This is a genomic window from Niallia yueguangensis (genome assembly GCF_052663115.1).
On sequence record NZ_JBQTCX010000010.1, the window covers coordinates 1 to 16,762 of the forward strand.

Below are 16,762 nucleotides of genomic sequence, written 5' to 3' on the forward strand. Positions count from 1 at the left end.
ACTACCAATAGCTTTTTAAGTCCTCTTCTGTTGCATAGCCGTCAAATTCAGAATCAATCATGCTAACCATTTTCACAACATCTTTCAGTACTTTTTTATACATTTTATAAATAAATGGTAAGTTGCTTTCACTGTTATGAACCAGCTTTACTTCGTTGTTTTCAAGTATTCTGACACCACTGAAATGATAGAAAATAAGCGGCGTTTTATCCAGCAGCACGATATCCTTTTGTTGAGAAAAGGAATATTTCAAATAATTCCATGGGCCTATATTAATTCCTGGGGTTGTAATATTACAAATGCCAGAAAAAAGTATCGGCATGTCATCCAAATATTTTTGGTCTCCAAATACCTGTTTCTTAAAAAGAATCGTACAACTTTCAATTGATTTCTCTTTCCACCATTTTAAACAAGCAAGACTATTTTGATCACGCTTAAAACTTATAAATCCTGAATTGTATTTCCCTGTGATTTTTGTAAGTGTTTTAATAAAACTTTTTTTCCATGCTGGATTATACTTTTCTTCTTTCGTCAGCAGCACAGAGCACGCTGGTTGTTTTTCAAAAATAACCTCTGGATTTCCCCAAAAGTAAAGATCAGAATCCATATATGTGACACGATTTATATCCCCGTGTTTTAAAAGCAATGTTTCTAGAAAAATAGATTTTAATGTCCAACAATATTCATGAATTTTCCGTTCTTTTTTTAACAATAGTATATGTTCCTCTAACTCTTCTTCAGGATATAAATGGACATTTTCCCAATTTATTTTTTTTAATAGATTGTAACTCTCTTCATCCACACAAAGAACATAAAAACGAAAATTGCCCTTTGTAACATTATTTAAGGAAATGATTAAGGCAAGAAATTGAAACAACCTTGTTTTAGACAAAATAGTACAGTAAGCACTATCCATTAAATAAACACCTCACTCATTACAAATTTTCAGGTTATATCGGCTAATTGCAGGGTTCTTTCTAATTTATCTAAATTAATATAAATGGGATCACTATGAAAACTACGATTATCATCAGCCTCTACTTGTTCTCCAATCAAGTAGTAATAATCAAGATTCATATAGTTGCTAATGATATAAAAACAAGGCAATAAATAAGTTGGTGTAAATAATTCAATGATTTTAGTGCCCGAGTTGCAAAAAACAATATTAGTTAGCGCTGCACCGTGCGAAGAGACAACTACTTCTGCTGACGTAAAAAGCTTGATTTTATCTGCTAAAGATAATTCTGTTAGTTTAACCAATTCAAAACCGTATTTCTCCAATACGCGGAATACTTTATCTTCGTTCAATAATTTTCGATGCATTGCGTCTTCACGACTAATAAAAATTCGTTTATTTCCTTTAGATTTACTTAAATTCAGCTTATTCAAAAATTCATATCTTATATATTGACAAACTTCTTTCGGTACATGAGCCGTATAACCTGCCAACGAGGTAACAATTAATTTTTTTGCTTGGATATATGTGTTATGATCGCATTCTATTATTTTTTCTTTCGGGATTCCCAAAATATCAAAACTTTCATCCTGATATTTACAGAATTCCGGCGTAAAGTATATCCCTCTGTTTATTACATACTTATCTATTTCTAAGGAAGCATCATTTAACATTCGCAATCGAGGCAATACGTCAAACATCCAGTGATAGTAGTTAAAACTGACCTGTGATGTAAGAACTGCCAATGTTTCAGATGTAAAGGAAATAGGAGGCAGCTCTTTTTCTTTAAAGATTCGATGTTTTTTTGGACTTTTATTGTACTCAAAAGAAACATCCCATAAAAGCTTATTATCTGGGGTAATGACACTGCCGTTATCCCCTAAAACTTTCCCCCAAGGAATCGTAGCTCTAAATTGCTTACAAGGCTGTGGCATAAAAGACCAGGAGATTTTTTCTATCCCCTTTGGCAACTGTGTAAACTCCGCTGTCGTTGAAGGAAAACTTTTATATAGTTTTGGTGCAGATTTGAATTTTTTTATCCAATCCTTTGTTGTATTGTGGTATCCTCTCGATGATTTTCCTTTATTAGATGCTTTATCCAATGATAGCACCTCGCAATCTTTTTTCATTCCTTCAAACACTTCATTTCCAGTACCTCTGTAAATCTTCTGTTGTAGCAAAGATGTTGAAATTTGGATCTGCTTTTTGAGCTAATTTTATGGCATTATTTAAAGCGTGTTTATACATCATATAGATAAAAGGGAGTTTTTTTGTTTTAACAGGATAAAGAATGGTAAATTTATTTTTCCCCTCTACTCTTAAACTGCTAAAATGATAAAAAATCAATTTATCCTCATCGATGAAAATAGAGCTATCTACTAGTGAAAAATGATATTTTAAGTAATTCCATGGCCCGATATTTACTCCGGGCGTTGTTATCATACAAACATTTGAAAACAAACGAGGAAGGTCATCTAAATATTTTTGATCACCAAATGTTCCTTCTTCAGGACTAATTTTACAACTGCTCACACATTGTTCTTTCCACCATTTAACAGCTAGCAGTGCATTTGCATTCTGTTTAAAACTAATGAAGCCTGAATTATAGAGCCCCGTTATTTGAATAAGCTTCCATTTTTTTGATTTTTTCCATGATGGCTTATACTTTTCTTCAATAGAAAGTAAAACCGAACAATCCGGCTGTTTTGCAAAAATGATCGTTGGATTTTGCCAAAAATATAAATCTGAATCGAGATAAGTAACTCGTTTCGTTAAAGGATACCGCATCATCAAATGCTCAATCAGAACTGGTTTTAATGTCCAGCAGTATTCATGAATCTTTCTATGTTTCTTTAAAGCGACGATTTCCTGCTCGAGTTCCTTTTCTTGGATTAAATAAAGATGTTTATTATTTATTTTTTTAAGAAGACTAAACGATTCTTCATCCGCACAAAGAACATATAAATAAAATGTATTCGGAATAACCTTTGTTAATGATTCTAGCAATGCTAAACCTTGATAGACTCTGCCTTTTGTTAATATCGTACAAAAAATATTTTCTGCTTCTAAGCTCATGTTCATTTTGGAATCCATAAATTCTTACCTTGATCCCAAAGCTCATTTATTTCTAAGACATTCTTATACGTATCAATCGCTTTCCAAAATCCTTCATGAATAAAGACAGATAATTGGCGATTCTGAGCTAAGTCTCTTAAAGGTTTTTCCTCCAAAATACAACCTGAATCTTCTTCTAAATATTGAAATATTTCAGGATTCAGTACAAAAAAGCCACCGTTTACTATGTTTCCTGTCTCTGTTTTTTCTGCAAATGATTCAGCTATTCCTTGATTAACCGTTAATGTGCCAAATTGACTTTTATTTCTAATACCAGTTAAAGTGGCAATTTTCCCTTTTTCTTGATGAAATTTTAGCAGTTCATGGATGTTTACATCCGATAATCCATCACCATATGTGAGCATAAAACTTTCATTGCCAATATATTTTTGTGCTCTTTTTATTCTGCTGCCAGTCATTGTATCTAATCCTGTATCAACAAACGTAATTTTCCACTTTTCCTGCTGGCCGATAATGTCAACTTCTCCTGTAGCAGCATTCATTGTAAAGCTATTATTCTTCCATTCATAATCCATAAAATATTCTTTGATTTTTTCTCCTTTATAGCCAAGCAATAAGATAAAATCATTAAAACCGTACTGTTGATATATTTTCATGATATGCCATACGATTGGTTTATCCCCAATTCTCGCAAGAGGTTTGGGAATATCATTTGTAACTTCACTCATTCTTGATCCTTTTCCTCCACATAATATAACGACTTTCACGATACCCCTCCATATTCATATTCTCTTTATCCTATTTTCTTTACTGCCATTCTCTTCTTACATGGTTTTTCTTTTTCGCTCTTTTCGTATAGATTGTTGTTATTTAACCCGCAACCTGAATACACTTCGTCCGTTTAACGAGCGTCGAGCCTCCTCGTCGCATACGCTCTTGTGGGGTCTCGTCTTTCTCGCATTCCCACAGGAGTCTACGTGTATTCAGTCTGCTGAGGACTTCTTCTCCCATTTTTTTACGTAAAAAACAAAAAACTTTTAGAAAACAGCCTTCTTTTTCAATTGATTAAATACGTGTAAATATCTTTCGGCTGTTTTCGACCACGAGAACTCTTTTGCACGGCGAAATGCATTTGCGGAAAGTGTTTCTCTTACCGCTGGAGAATCTAATAGAAAACGTAAATATAGCGGCAATTCTTTTTTATAATTTTCAACAGAAAAGATAATTCCTGTTTCCCCATGTTTAACTACCTCTGGAATTCCCCCTTTATTCGTGCTAATAACAGGCTTCTTTGCTGCCATTGCCTCTAAATTAACGAGCAGAAATGGTTCGTTCCATATGGATGGTGTCACAATAATATCAGCTAGCTGATAAATAGAAGGCATGAGTTCTGGTTTAATAAAATCTGTAAATACGACATGTTCCTTTAACTCTTCCGTTATCCACCTTATTTTATCCATGTATTTTGTGCTTACATTTTTTCCATACTTTGGACTTCCTGTAATAATCAACTTTATAGTAGGATACTTTTCTATCAATTGAGGCAATATTTCAAGAAGCAAATGAACGCCTTTTTTTTTCAATATTCTTCCTGCGAAAAGAATGACAGGATCTTCATTCTTTAACCCAAACTTTTTTCTTAATTCAGAAATTAATGCTTGATTCTGAAGAGCATTTTCATAGGGAAGCGTATCAATCCCTAAATGAATAGGAAAAGATTTTCCCTTAAATGCTGGATATTTAGCAATAAAGAATGTTTCAAGCGCTTTACTATTTGTTATTAATCCATCGACTATTTTAGATGCTTCTGTCATTTTCCCAGGCTTCATATAACGTCGGGAAGCAAAAACATCAGAGTGCATATTGAGTAGAACGGGTATTGTAGGGAATGCTTTTTTTATTTCAAAAACATAACTTGGGCGGTTTTCAATCACAATGACATCGGGCTGATGTTTATATAGGCTCCGAATGACTTTCTTTTGATAATTTCTAGCATGATTAAATTTAATACGTTTATAGATGAGATTTCCTTCCATTGAAGAATTTGGATATTCTTTACACTTCCTTGTATAAACAATTACTTTATTCCTCTCTTTTAACTGATTCGCTACTTGATTAATGACATGTTCCACTGATGTTCCTACAACTGGCGGAACAGAAAATCGTCCAGGACTAACAATGGCTATTTTCAAAGCAGAACACTCCTCTCTGTCGGAAAAGGGGACGGAGCTGCACGTACTTTAATAGAAAAAAAGTATAATAGTACTTTGTAGTTTATTTTTTACCTTATTAAGATTAGAGTGGCTTCGCTCGCGCCGCCTTTATGTCTATATCGCCCGTAACCAAGAATAAATTTCTGTCATATTAATGCCTATATATCAATCATTATATGTATGATTTATTTTGCCGTACTAGATAATTAACACATTTTCATGACTAGGATTAGACAATCGGTACAATCAACAAATCAGTTTTTTAGTATATATATTTTGGAGGTGTGATAAGAATGGAAGAGATTCATATTGTTACTTCAACAAGTAATAAATTTGCAAAGCATGCAGCTGTAATGATCTATTCTCTTTTAAAAAATATACGATTAGAAAATAAAATAAACATATATATCTTAACAAGTAATATGTCTCATAAAAAAAGACAAAAGCTCCATAGAGTTGCCGATTCCTTTAATGGGACATTACATTTCTTGAAAGTAGACAAAAAAAAATATGCTGAATGCAAAAAAGGCCGGAGAATAACGGATGAAGCCTATTTTAGACTTTCCATACCGGATTTATTAAATCAAACCATTGAAAAAGTTATCTATTTAGATAGTGACCTCATTGTTCAAGAGGACATCGCCAATCTCTGGAATACCCCGATAAATCATTATTTATTAGCTGCTGTTCAAGATCCTGGTGCCAAAAAATATGGACGTTATAAAGCACTTTCTATTCCCGTTCAAGCTGGATATTTTAACTCAGGTGTGATGGTGTTAAACGTAAAGAAATGGCGGGAATTAAATATTTCAGAAAAAGTGATAGCGTATATTAAAGATAACCCTGAAAAAATCCGTCTCCTCGACCAAGACGGCCTTAATGCCATTTTGTATAATAACTGGCTGCCATTGGATCCTAAATGGAATTATCAAACAGCACATATAGGAAAACTTCTCATTGAACCTTCTATCATCCACTACACAACTGGAAAAAAACCATGGAAGCATGAACATCCTTTAGGCCATTTCTATTATTACTATTCTTCTAAAACACAATGGGATGTTCCGATTTAATTTCACAGCCAACTACTGAAAAATTAATAAAGAATAACTCAAAAGTTTGTACAAAACTTTTGGGTCAGCTTTTTTCTTAGGCCTACCGGATGAAAGACGAAATCGGCCGGACAATCGGGCATTCTCGCCGAACAAGAGACGAAATCGGCCGGATAAGGAAAAGAAACTGTCTATTTCAAAATGAAGCAGCATTCATAAGAAAAACGGAACCTCTAAACATTGAAGGTTCCGTTTACTTTTGAGTCACTTTCTTTGTTATGCTACATGCCATGCTTTAACGGCGCTGCTCTTTCTAAAATGTCATTATAAAAATTAGCTGCTTCTTCTTTTCTTTTTTTATCAATTTTGCTCCGCCCACACCGCCTTATTTTATTTTCCCCATGCTATTAGCTCTAATTCAAAACTGACATCAGAGCTATACAACGATGCTTGATGGACTTCTACTGCGATGACGTTTTGGCCTTTTATTAAAAAAGTAGGACTAACCGTTTTTTTCATATTTTCGCCACTATTTTGAGCAATTGGTGAACTGGCAAAAGTAGTATAATTTATATTGCTATCGGGTAGATTTGTGCGGAAAACTTCTTTGCCATTTAAATACACAACGGCGCCATCATCATATAATAACTGAAGTATTAAACGATTAAATATGGAAGGATCGACTACTGTAAAAGATTTTCTAAAGTAATAAGTGATTGGTTTTTGCAAAGAGGCAGATCCAGCGTTTAAAACAGTTGCTTCATCCCCATTTCCATACCCTAATTTTGCTGGCCCTGATTTCCACGAGGAATCATTAAAAGAAAGGGACTTCCATCCTGTTCCTTGATCTGTAAACTCATCTTTGTACTTCCAAACAGATTTTAGTGGAATAAGCGGCTGTGTTTTTGGAGGATGCTTTTCGCCAATTAATTCAAGATTAAAAGAAAGGTCAGAACTAGTGGGATGTACTTGGTGAACTTCTACTGCAATTATATTCATGCCTTTTTGAAGCAGACTAGGACTAATTGGGGTTTCAGAAAGAATTAACTCATTATAATCATAGAGACCTGTTGATGCGAGTGTTTTGAAATCAATGGAACCATTAGGCATATTACTCCTTAAAACTTCTTTTCCATTAATATATACAATTGCTCCATCATCTTTCATCAATCTTAGTGTTAATTCTTGATAAGCTGCTGGATCTTCGACAGTAAAGGTCTTTCTGAAATAGGAAGTAATGTTTTTGGCATATGGGTCCTGACCGTAGCTAAGAATCGTTTGTACACTTCCAGCCCCATATCCTAATGTAGAAGGACCACTAAGCCAACTGGAATCATCATATAACAAGTTTCTCCAATCAACGCCCTGATCAGAACCATCATCTAAAAATTTCCAATCCGAATCCTTTTCAATTATATAATCAAGGAGAGTTGAAGGTGTCGGATAGGATCGATTAATAATAAAATAATCAATTACCTTATTATGAACATCATTTACAGTACATATTGCTGCATTATCAAAGACATCAACAATTAAATAACTTTGCTCCCCAATTGGACCTGCCACAACATTTCTTTTATCTATCACTTTCATATTATTGCTGGAACCACTTATGCCAACTAATAGTTGATAAATAGAGTTTTGATAGAGTCCATTATTATTACTATAGGAAGGATCAATGAGTCTGCGATTATAATTATGTTCATGTCCGACAATCGTTGCCGTTACATTGTATTTATCTAAAATGGACCAAAGAGCATCTCTTTCCTCTGGTTCTGCATCAAGCGACTCCTGGTAATGGTGTCCAATTGGATATGGTGGTACATGCACCATAACAAAATGATGTGTTTTATTGCTATTTTTTAATAATGTTTCCAGCCATTCTCTTTGCTTTGTATCTACAACGTAATGACCGTCTGAATTTTTCCGATTAGAGTTTAAAATAATGAAACGTGTATTATAAATATCAACATAATATGCTGTTCTTTGGTATCCAGCGAGCTGCTCATTCGGAAGATGCGGGAATGCTTTGCTAAATGCAGTTTCATCCTTATCATGGTTACCGAAAGCAGGAAGCACCTTTTCAAGTGGAAAATAATTCCCCACAATTCCTTTCCAAGTTTGAAGTTCAGCTTCAACGTTTTGTCCGTATATTAGATCCCCTGCAAATAAGATATAATTCGGCTGAACCGGAAGTTTTTTTATATTCGCTAATAGGGCATTAAATTCATTGACATTATTGCTAGAACGATCCCCCATTACAATAAATCGAAATGAACTCATTTTATCGCCTCACTCATTGATGTATTCTTTTATCTGTTTTAAACATACGGCTGATAAATCCTGATTCTTTTTGTAAGCTTCTGTCCATTCCACCACTTTTTCAAGTGCATGCCCAGCATCCCACTTCGGCAGCCAGCCTAATTGTTTTTTTGCTTTAGAGCAATCTAATCTTAGAAAATGTGCTTCATGAGGATGTTCGCCTTTTTCTACCTCATAATTCGCATCTGTCCCCCATTTTTTGCAAATGGTTTTAACGATCCATTCTACTTGTTTCCCATCATTGTCATCTGGTCCAAAATTCCAGCCTTCTGCATACATTGGACCATCCTTATATAGTTTTTCCGCTAAAGTTAAGTAGCCGCTTAAAGGATCTAACACATGCTGCCAAGGACGGATGGCATGAGGATTTCTAATTAATATCTTTTCTCCATTTAAAAGCGTTCTCACACAATCTGGAATTAAACGATCCTCGGCCCAATCACCACCGCCAATAACATTCCCAGCCCTGGCTGTTCCAATGGCAACACCATGGCTTTCATAGTTGCCGCTGTTAAAAAAGGAATTCCGGTAAGCATCTGTTACCAACTCTGAGCATGCTTTACTGTTCGAGTAAGGATCATAGCCTCCAAGTGTTTCATTTTCTCGATATGCCCAATGCCACTCCTTATTTTCATAACATTTATCTGTCGTTACATTCACAACGGCTTTTATTTTTATCCCGCGGTTTACCGCACTTCGTACCGCTTCCAGCAGGTTAACTGTTCCCATTACATTCGTTTCATACGTTTCAACTGGATTAAGATAGGATGCTCTTACAAGCGGCTGTGCTGCCATATGGATAATAATATCTGGTTTATCTGCAAATACTGTTTCCTCTACCTTTTTTTTATCTCTAATATCAGCAAAAGTAGTAGGAACCAGTTTGTTTATTTCGCAAAGTTCAAATAAGCTTGGTGATGTCGGCGGATGTAAGCTATATCCTGTAACTTTAGCACCTAATGAATGAAGCCATAAACTTAACCAGGAACCTTTAAAACCTGTGTTGCCAGTAATCAACACTTTTTTGTCTTTCCAGAAGTCAACATTCATAATTTTATCACCCTTTTCTAGCTCTTCTCTTTATTCATTCGAAAAAGTTTGAATTTTTTACTAATAGAAATCCTTAATAATAGGATCTTTTGAAGTGCAGGAGCGGATCACTTGACCAAGGATCAAAGGCTATTAGTTTTTCTTGTTTTATATCTGGACGCAAAAACATCTTTGCCCTTTTATTTAACATGCTTGCTGTAAATGAAAAAGTACTATTCGAAATAGCCAATATATCACTATTGCTTAACATATAATGATCTGGATAAAAAGGGGCCATTTGGATGTCTGTAAAAATATCCTTGCTAGTAATCGGATGATATTCTTGAAAATCATCTATTACACGATCTATTTCATCACTCGCGATAAATAAAACTGGATTGTCAAGCTGACTCCAAAATCTTTCCAGCCATTCCTTATACCATTTTGTGGGAGGACCATAAAATACTGGATTATTATATTGTAAATAATCCCCTCTTCGTAAATGCATTGCGACAATCGTCTTGCCTTTTGAACGTATTTTCGCTAATCCATTTTCAAGCATGTATTTATTCTTTCCAACCGGTTGAAATAAGGATTGAATATACTCTTTATAAGGAGCATAATGGGATGAATGAAATTGAAAGTATCCTCGAAAGTCTACATTCACATACTTTGGTTTTTGTTCTGTAAATATTTTTGATAAATTAGATTCGTTTTCCTCTAACAATAACGGAAATTTGCTGGAAACATATGAATCTTGAAAACCATATAAATACCTGCCAATCCAATACGGTGTTTCAACATGTAAATGATATTTTTTAGCATAAACTTTTAAAAAAGCATATTGAAATATTTGATTGCCAAAGCCGCCCCTAAACCTCGACATTGTGACATGCTCTTTCATCCCCGTCCTCCTTGCGGTTATTTTATAAATTTTCCATATATTATCATTCGATAAAAACCCGAACAACATTATCTTCCATTAGCTCTACACCAGCTTATAGTTTCTCTTATTTCTAGCTGATAACAGATTCATTGTTTCATGGAATCCTACTAATGATGAAAATCAATGCTTTTTTACCATTAATTATTCTATGTTGCAGTTAAACAGAGGGATTGGGCAAACAACTTATACTTTACATAATTGGCGTATTATTACTATGTAGTTGTACTTCATCAAAGCTCAAAAAACGAAGAGTGAACTATCTTTTAAGGCTTTAACGCGACCTCATTGACAGCTTTTTTTAAAGATAAAAAAGGAGGGATAGGAAGGGGAATAAAGCATCACAATAACCAAAGTATAATCACTTCGGCTCAATGATTATATCTCTTTTCATTAATTCAAAATCTAGCACTTGAATGGCACATATACAGGATAAATCAATAACGGCACATTGGTTTGTTCTTTTCAAGATAATTACATCTGATAAGGAATATTTTGATTCTCCTAATATATTTATAGGCAATAATAATGAAACGGTGGCACAGCAAGAGTGGACATCTGTCTCCTCTATCCGAAAAAAGCTTGTTTGAAAGCATTCTTCTTTTTGTAAACTTTTATTAAAATGAAAGCCACTCAAACTTAATGCTCCATTTTCAGTTAGAAGTATAAACGGTAATGTATCCACTTTTATTAGATTGGAAAGCAGCTTTCCAAAATATTTTGTTGAGGATCCCGTAATCATATCTTGAATTTCTTTTAATTCAGCCATTGCCTTACAAATACAATCTCTATGGCAAGATTCCTTATCATATCCATCCATATACGCTCTCCCCAATCCGCCTTTTTTCTTTATCTTATTGGAAAATAGGATAATTGTTCGGGCGAACCTTAATAATATGCGTTCAAAAAGGGATCAAATTAGAAGCAAGAAGGTCGAGGCGGCGTAGCTTTGAGCAACGGCATTCCACAGGATGTGGTGACTTCAACGTTGCTCACAGGGCGTGAGTGCTTTTAGTTGAAGATCCTCTCTGCCAGATACGTGAGTAGCGGAAAAGCAAGCCAACGAAGAGATTCGACGCTTATCATTTGGTGACTTTTTGAACATGCTCTAATTTAGAATTTAGTTATTTGCAAGATACATACAATAAGGTATAAGCAGCTTTGCTACAGCGAATTCACGATGCTTAGAACCTGGTCTCCAATTTACTTCATATATCCATAATGCCTTATTTTTATCCAAACCAACATCTATTCCAAGTTCGTCAAATGAATAGGGGTATAATAGATCAAAGTGTGAAGCAAATGACAAGGCAAAATGCTCGATTGTCTGTTTTATTTCTAAAAATCCTTCCTCATATTCTTCCATTAAAAAAGAAATGAAATCTCCTCGATAGCCGCCGCTGCTTACATTGCTTACAAGTTTTGCATTGCCGCTTATTCTTGGATAAATTAAATTGATTTCCCAGTCTCCTTCCCCATTTTTCTGGACATGAATCCGAAAATCATATGCTAATCCAGCTTTTGTTTTACTTTCAATGAATGGCTGCATTAAATATTTTTGTTCCTTTATAAGCTTTTGAAGGAGATATGTTAATTCCTCCTTTGTATAAAGATAATTTTTTTCCCCTTCTATTATTCTATGTGAATCTTCTGCTTCCTTTTGTATAAAATAAATGCCTTTCCCTTGATTGCCTGATAAAGGTTTCATTACTATTTTTATATATTTGCATAATAGGTCGAACACTTCTTCCTCATTACTCATTTCATAGGAGGGGATCAAGTTTTGTGTGTATTTCCCGTCTTCAAGAAGTTTCCTGTAAACCTTCATTTTGTTTCCAACCGGATAACTTGTAAAAATAGACATTTTTTTCAGACGTCTTTGAATCGTTTTTTGCGTCTTTGTTTTTGGTGAACTCGTATTAATAATTACTGCTGGAAATGGCAATTCCTTCTGTATCCACTTCCCACTCTCATAAATCCATCCGTTTATTTTGCCGTGTTCAAAATCAACCCCACTATAAGAAAAGTAAAAAAAATCAATTCCTTCCATTTTCGCCACTGCAGCAAAAGCATATGCTTTTGTTACTTGTTCAGGATGCTTCTGATAATGGAGCATTCCTATTAAACTCATTTAAAATCTCACACCCCTATATTAGGATGTTCAAAAAGTCACCAAACTAAAGCTGTGAATCTCTTCGGTTGCCTGCTTCTATTTTGTTCCCTTTTTGAACACGCATTACATTGGATTTATTAAAAACTTAATTTCATTTACAGCTGATTTAGCTATTCGTTTGACTTCCTCAGGATCTTCTGATACGGCAATCACATAAGCATACCGATCACCAAGGGATTGCGGCTTATTAATAACTGCTCCCTTTCGAGGTTTAACATATACTTCCTTTACTCCTGGATACTTCGAAGCTCTATTTCTCCCTGTAACTCTCAATAATGTTCCCCTCGTTTCTATAGTTGAAAATTGTGCAGAAACGTATAGTTTTTTCTTTTTTTCAAATGAAGGCTCTTTTCCTAAATATAACTTTATAATTTCATTGGTTAAATTAATTCCCGTAGCTTCTTTTATTATTCGATTCATCGCTCCTCCTGAAATCCTTGGATTAATCTCAATCAACTTCCATTTTCCATTTATGCTTCTCATTTCTAAATGACATGATCCATTTTGCAAGTTTAAATGACTTACAATCTTAGAAACACTTATTTGCAGGTTTTCATAATCCTCTTCATTCAGCAATGCTGGGAAGTTATATCCTGTAATAATAAATCTATCATGATGCGATATTTCCTGTTCTACAACTCCCACAATATGAACCGTACTTTCATAGCAAACTACTTCAATAATATACTGAGGTCCATTTATATATCCTTCCATTAATATGGGGGAATTAGAAAGTTTGTCTTTCAGAAACGTTAAACCATTTCGAAATTGATCAATGGTCTCTACAAGCAAAACATCTTTAGAACCATTAGAAACAGGAGGCTTTATTACGAGGGGTAGATGTTCCTTATAGTTCTCAACAAATTCATCAATTGATTCATTTTGATAAGAAATAAAAAAAGGATTTACATCGATGCTGCTTAACTCTTTTCTAACATCTATTTTATTTCCCATTAGTTTCAATGCTTCAACAGATAATGGCGCTAAATCAAGATCGGCTGTTATCTTTGCTGCAAGATAAACAAATGGGTCTATTAAACTGATACAAGCTTTTATTTCTTTACCTTGACTTTCTAAATAAGAGATCTTTTCCTTCACTTTATTTTCATCCAATAAGTCTTGCATTAAGATCATTAAGTCTACATCAGAAAATTCATCCCTTTGCTCGATAAACTTCTCTCTATCTGTTAGGAGTACAATAAAATAGCCTAAATTCGCTGCGGAAAATACAGCATCCCTGCTGCTGCCAGATTTATTGCTTCCTAGAAAAACAATTGTTTGCATACCTTCACGTCATCCCCTGTAAAATTCTAGATTTTAGGAAAACAAATAATTATATAGACTTTTAACCCTATATAACATATGAAATTTGCAAAGGGCTGACACTAACTAAATTCATCAGGGTAAAATACAGAGGAACTTCTTTCCAAAAACCTCATAATATTTATGGAAGAGCAATCCAATATAGAAAAGCGGAAGCGCCTTGCTCAGCCCCGAAGAAAAATGTTCATTTGACTCGAAAAGTGCTTTTTACTTTTAGAGGCAAAGGGTTATTTTTCACAGGGGCTAGGCGCTGGCCGGCTAAATACGCAAAAGAGGAAAATCGACTAACTACGCCACGTCCTGTGGCAACGTCGATTGACTCGCATCCTGCGAGCCTGTGGCAACGCCGGCACTAGTACATCCTATACGTCTGAGCTAGACAGTTATCTAACTTGAGACATATAAATTCTGATACTATAAGAAAGGATAAAATAATGGATGCAGATATTGGTGTGTTAATTAGTGAAACTCAACTTAAAAAAGCACTAAGAGGTAGGTTTGGATTTGAATTTCTGCCATTTTATACAGAAGCAGCACGCAATAAGGGAAAGACTGTTATTTTTTTCTCCGATCAGTTAATCATTTCTGAGAGTTCTGTTTATGGTTTTTATTGGAATCGTAAAAACTTTACTTTTTCAAAAGGTATTTTTAAACTACCTGCTGTTATTCATAATCGTCTCCGGTCAAAAAAGAAAATGAAAGAGGTACTCTCTAAAATTGATTCTACTAAGGTGATATTATTTAACAGCGCCACTAAATTTAATAAATGGAAAGTACACCGAAATCTTCTTCAACATAGCACTACAAAGGCATATCTTCCTGCAACAGAAAAATTAAAAACAAAAAAACAACTTTCCGAATGGTTAAACACCTACGGAACCATATATTTAAAACCCCGTTCTGGAAGTTTAGGAAAAGGGGTTATTAGGTTAAAAAAAGAGAAGGATTACATGGAATTGACTTCTACAAAAAACAGAAAACATGTAACCGAAAAAATAACCGTGAATTCTTTAACAGATGTTTTTCAAACTGTCTCAGCAAACTACTATATGATTCAGGAAGGCATCTCTATTATCTCCCTTGATGAAAGGCCTATTGACTTCAGAATTTCCGTTCAAAAAGGAGAAATGGGAACTTGGACGATTTCAGGAGTGGTAGCGAAAATGGGGAATAAAAAGTCACATGCAGCAAATTTAGCAGTTGGGGGGAAAGCTATTTCCGCGATGACTATTTTAAATACTATATTTGAACAAGATAATGCATTATCCATATACGAGGATTTAAAAAACACCGCACTGCAAATTGCGGCGAAAATAGAACAACTTGCTCCATTCACAGCAGATTTAGGGATGGATTTAGCAGTTACTACAGAAGGAAAAGTTAAATTTATTGAAGTAAATGGACGTGATCTTCGAATAGCATTTAAAAAAGCGAACGAACAACAAATGTGGAAGCAAACTTTTTATTCTCCAATCAACTATGGGGTTTTCTTACTCGGAAAGATTAAATAGTCCCTGGGATGGAGTGACTGGCAACTGCTTCAAGCAGGCAGCCCTCAGCTAGCAGAACAGCTGCCAGAAATAATAGTTGTATAAACGTCCACAACAGAAAAGAGGTCCAAATATGCCCTCAGAGTGTCGAAAAAGTAAGACTGCAAAATTTCAGGCTGAATGAAAACGTTTGTCTATCGAGGAACGACCCTTTTTGAGGAGCGGAGTTACCGTTTTTGGGTAATGAGCACCGCAAAAAACGGGGAGTGACGAAGAGAGCGAACGTTTTTCAACAGCCTGATGACCTCTTTACATCCAAAACTAGTCTATCACCCTTGCAACCTCATGACCGCAAATTTTACATTTACCTTGTAAAACGATGCCAAATTGTGCTTCTTTGACCATATATTTTTCAATTTGCACGACATCACCGCAAGTGGTGCACCATACATTTCGTTCCAATTCACTGCGAATATCCTTAGGAATGGAAAGCCATTTTTTATTAGCTGCAAAAGAGATCGCATCTTTATCCATATTCATTTGAATCTCTTCTTCCGCTTTCTCCAATACTTCGATGACTTCCTGGATTCTTGTTCTTACTTTGTTGTAATCGATCATTTTCCATGCTTTGAGGATGATGATTAACTCTTTGTTGTTTGATTCAGCTATCTTATCTAATAATAAAAGAATCATGCCGCGATTTCGATCTTTTAATGTTTCTACAAATTCGTATCGTTTGTTTTTCGCAGCTTCAATCAGTTTTTCCAGCAATTCTTCAGCATACGTATCCCGCTCAATTTCCCATCCTTTATCCGTAAAGACAAGCAAAGGAAGTCGAAAATCATATTCAATTTCTAAATAATGATTCAGAATCATCCAGTCGATTTTTGCAAGAATCTCTTTTTGGGTTGTCCCCTTAAAAGCTCCATAAACGGGGCAATGATTCAATTCAAGCTCCAATAATTTTTTATCTTTTGACCCAGCAAGAATTTTGGCGAGCATAGCACGGCCACCAGACAGGATTAATTCGTCTGCTCCGCGCAAAATGGTTTTAATTTCATCCATTGGCAAAGACTTTACTCCAGCAGAATCCAGCTCATATCGAACTCTATTGACCTTTTTCCCCATTTTTCTCCCCCGTTTATTATAAAATTAGGTATAGTACTGAAAGAATATAAATTAGTTT

14 protein-coding genes are annotated in these 16,762 nt (G+C 34.8%); 2 read left to right on the forward strand and 12 right to left on the reverse strand.

Going from position 1 to position 16,762, the window contains the following annotated elements; genetic code table 11:
• Window position 1: 1 nt before the first annotated feature.
• The 5 genes from ACTYA4_RS10825 to ACTYA4_RS10845 all read right to left on the reverse strand — a co-directional run bounded on the left by ACTYA4_RS10825 (window position 2) and on the right by ACTYA4_RS10845 (window position 5,223).
• Complete coding sequence (locus ACTYA4_RS10825) at window positions 2-916, reverse strand: glycosyltransferase (RefSeq protein ID WP_443480998.1); 915 nt, start codon at window positions 914-916, stop codon at window positions 2-4.
• Window positions 917-945: 29 nt separating this feature from the next.
• Window positions 946-2,085 (reverse strand): glycosyltransferase family 61 protein, encoded by a 1,140-nt coding sequence (locus ACTYA4_RS10830; RefSeq protein ID WP_443480999.1) that lies wholly within the window; start codon window positions 2,083-2,085, stop codon window positions 946-948.
• 13 nt (window positions 2,086-2,098) lie between these two features.
• On the reverse strand, window positions 2,099-3,049 hold the full coding sequence (locus ACTYA4_RS10835) for a putative nucleotide-diphospho-sugar transferase (RefSeq protein ID WP_443481000.1): 951 nt from the start codon (window positions 3,047-3,049) through the stop codon (window positions 2,099-2,101).
• Window positions 3,034-3,798, reverse strand: a complete 765-nt coding sequence (locus ACTYA4_RS10840; RefSeq protein WP_445505627.1) for a glucose-1-phosphate cytidylyltransferase — start codon at window positions 3,796-3,798, stop codon at window positions 3,034-3,036. The genes ACTYA4_RS10835 and ACTYA4_RS10840 overlap by 16 nt, the downstream gene beginning before the upstream one ends.
• 270 nt (window positions 3,799-4,068) lie before the next feature.
• Window positions 4,069-5,223, reverse strand: coding sequence for a glycosyltransferase family 4 protein (locus ACTYA4_RS10845; RefSeq protein ID WP_443481002.1), 1,155 nt, complete (start codon window positions 5,221-5,223; stop codon window positions 4,069-4,071).
• A 314-nt stretch (window positions 5,224-5,537) separates the two neighbouring features.
• Here ACTYA4_RS10845 and ACTYA4_RS10850 point away from each other — a divergent pair, with 314 nt between their 5' ends.
• The gene (locus ACTYA4_RS10850; RefSeq protein WP_443481003.1) at window positions 5,538-6,317 is read left to right on the forward strand and encodes a glycosyltransferase family 8 protein; all 780 of its coding nucleotides are present in this window, start codon (window positions 5,538-5,540) and stop codon (window positions 6,315-6,317) included.
• A 369-nt stretch (window positions 6,318-6,686) separates the two neighbouring features.
• On the opposite strand, the gene ACTYA4_RS10855 is transcribed toward ACTYA4_RS10850, so the two are convergent.
• The 6 genes from ACTYA4_RS10855 to ACTYA4_RS10880 all read right to left on the reverse strand — a co-directional run bounded on the left by ACTYA4_RS10855 (window position 6,687) and on the right by ACTYA4_RS10880 (window position 14,047).
• Window positions 6,687-8,579 carry a metallophosphoesterase family protein gene (locus ACTYA4_RS10855; protein WP_443481004.1) on the reverse strand — a complete coding sequence of 631 codons (1,893 nt, stop codon included), beginning with the start codon at window positions 8,577-8,579 and terminating at the stop codon, window positions 6,687-6,689.
• 9 nt (window positions 8,580-8,588) lie between these two features.
• A complete protein-coding gene (gene rfbG / locus ACTYA4_RS10860) occupies window positions 8,589-9,668 on the reverse strand; it encodes a CDP-glucose 4,6-dehydratase (protein ID WP_443481005.1) in 1,080 nt (359 codons plus the stop codon).
• Between the two features lie 73 nt (window positions 9,669-9,741).
• Window positions 9,742-10,551, reverse strand: coding sequence for an alpha-1,2-fucosyltransferase (locus ACTYA4_RS10865; RefSeq protein WP_443481006.1), 810 nt, complete (start codon window positions 10,549-10,551; stop codon window positions 9,742-9,744).
• A gap of 400 nt (window positions 10,552-10,951) precedes the next feature.
• Window positions 10,952-11,410: a CotY/CotZ family spore coat protein gene (locus tag ACTYA4_RS10870; protein ID WP_443481007.1), complete on the reverse strand. Its 459-nt coding sequence runs from the start codon at window positions 11,408-11,410 to the stop codon at window positions 10,952-10,954.
• 300 nt (window positions 11,411-11,710) lie between these two features.
• Complete coding sequence (locus ACTYA4_RS10875) at window positions 11,711-12,721, reverse strand: YheC/YheD family endospore coat-associated protein (protein ID WP_443481008.1); 1,011 nt, start codon at window positions 12,719-12,721, stop codon at window positions 11,711-11,713.
• A gap of 105 nt (window positions 12,722-12,826) precedes the next feature.
• Window positions 12,827-14,047 (reverse strand): ATP-grasp domain-containing protein, encoded by a 1,221-nt coding sequence (locus ACTYA4_RS10880; RefSeq protein ID WP_443481009.1) that lies wholly within the window; start codon window positions 14,045-14,047, stop codon window positions 12,827-12,829.
• Between the two features lie 473 nt (window positions 14,048-14,520).
• Between ACTYA4_RS10880 and ACTYA4_RS10885 the strand changes: the two genes are divergently transcribed.
• A complete protein-coding gene (locus ACTYA4_RS10885) occupies window positions 14,521-15,597 on the forward strand; it encodes a YheC/YheD family endospore coat-associated protein (RefSeq protein ID WP_443481010.1) in 1,077 nt (358 codons plus the stop codon).
• 300 nt (window positions 15,598-15,897) lie between these two features.
• Here ACTYA4_RS10885 and ACTYA4_RS10890 read toward each other — a convergent pair whose 3' ends face one another.
• Window positions 15,898-16,704, reverse strand: a complete 807-nt coding sequence (locus ACTYA4_RS10890) for an RQC-minor-1 family DNA-binding protein (RefSeq protein WP_443481011.1) — start codon at window positions 16,702-16,704, stop codon at window positions 15,898-15,900.
• Window positions 16,705-16,762: the final 58 nt, after the last annotated feature.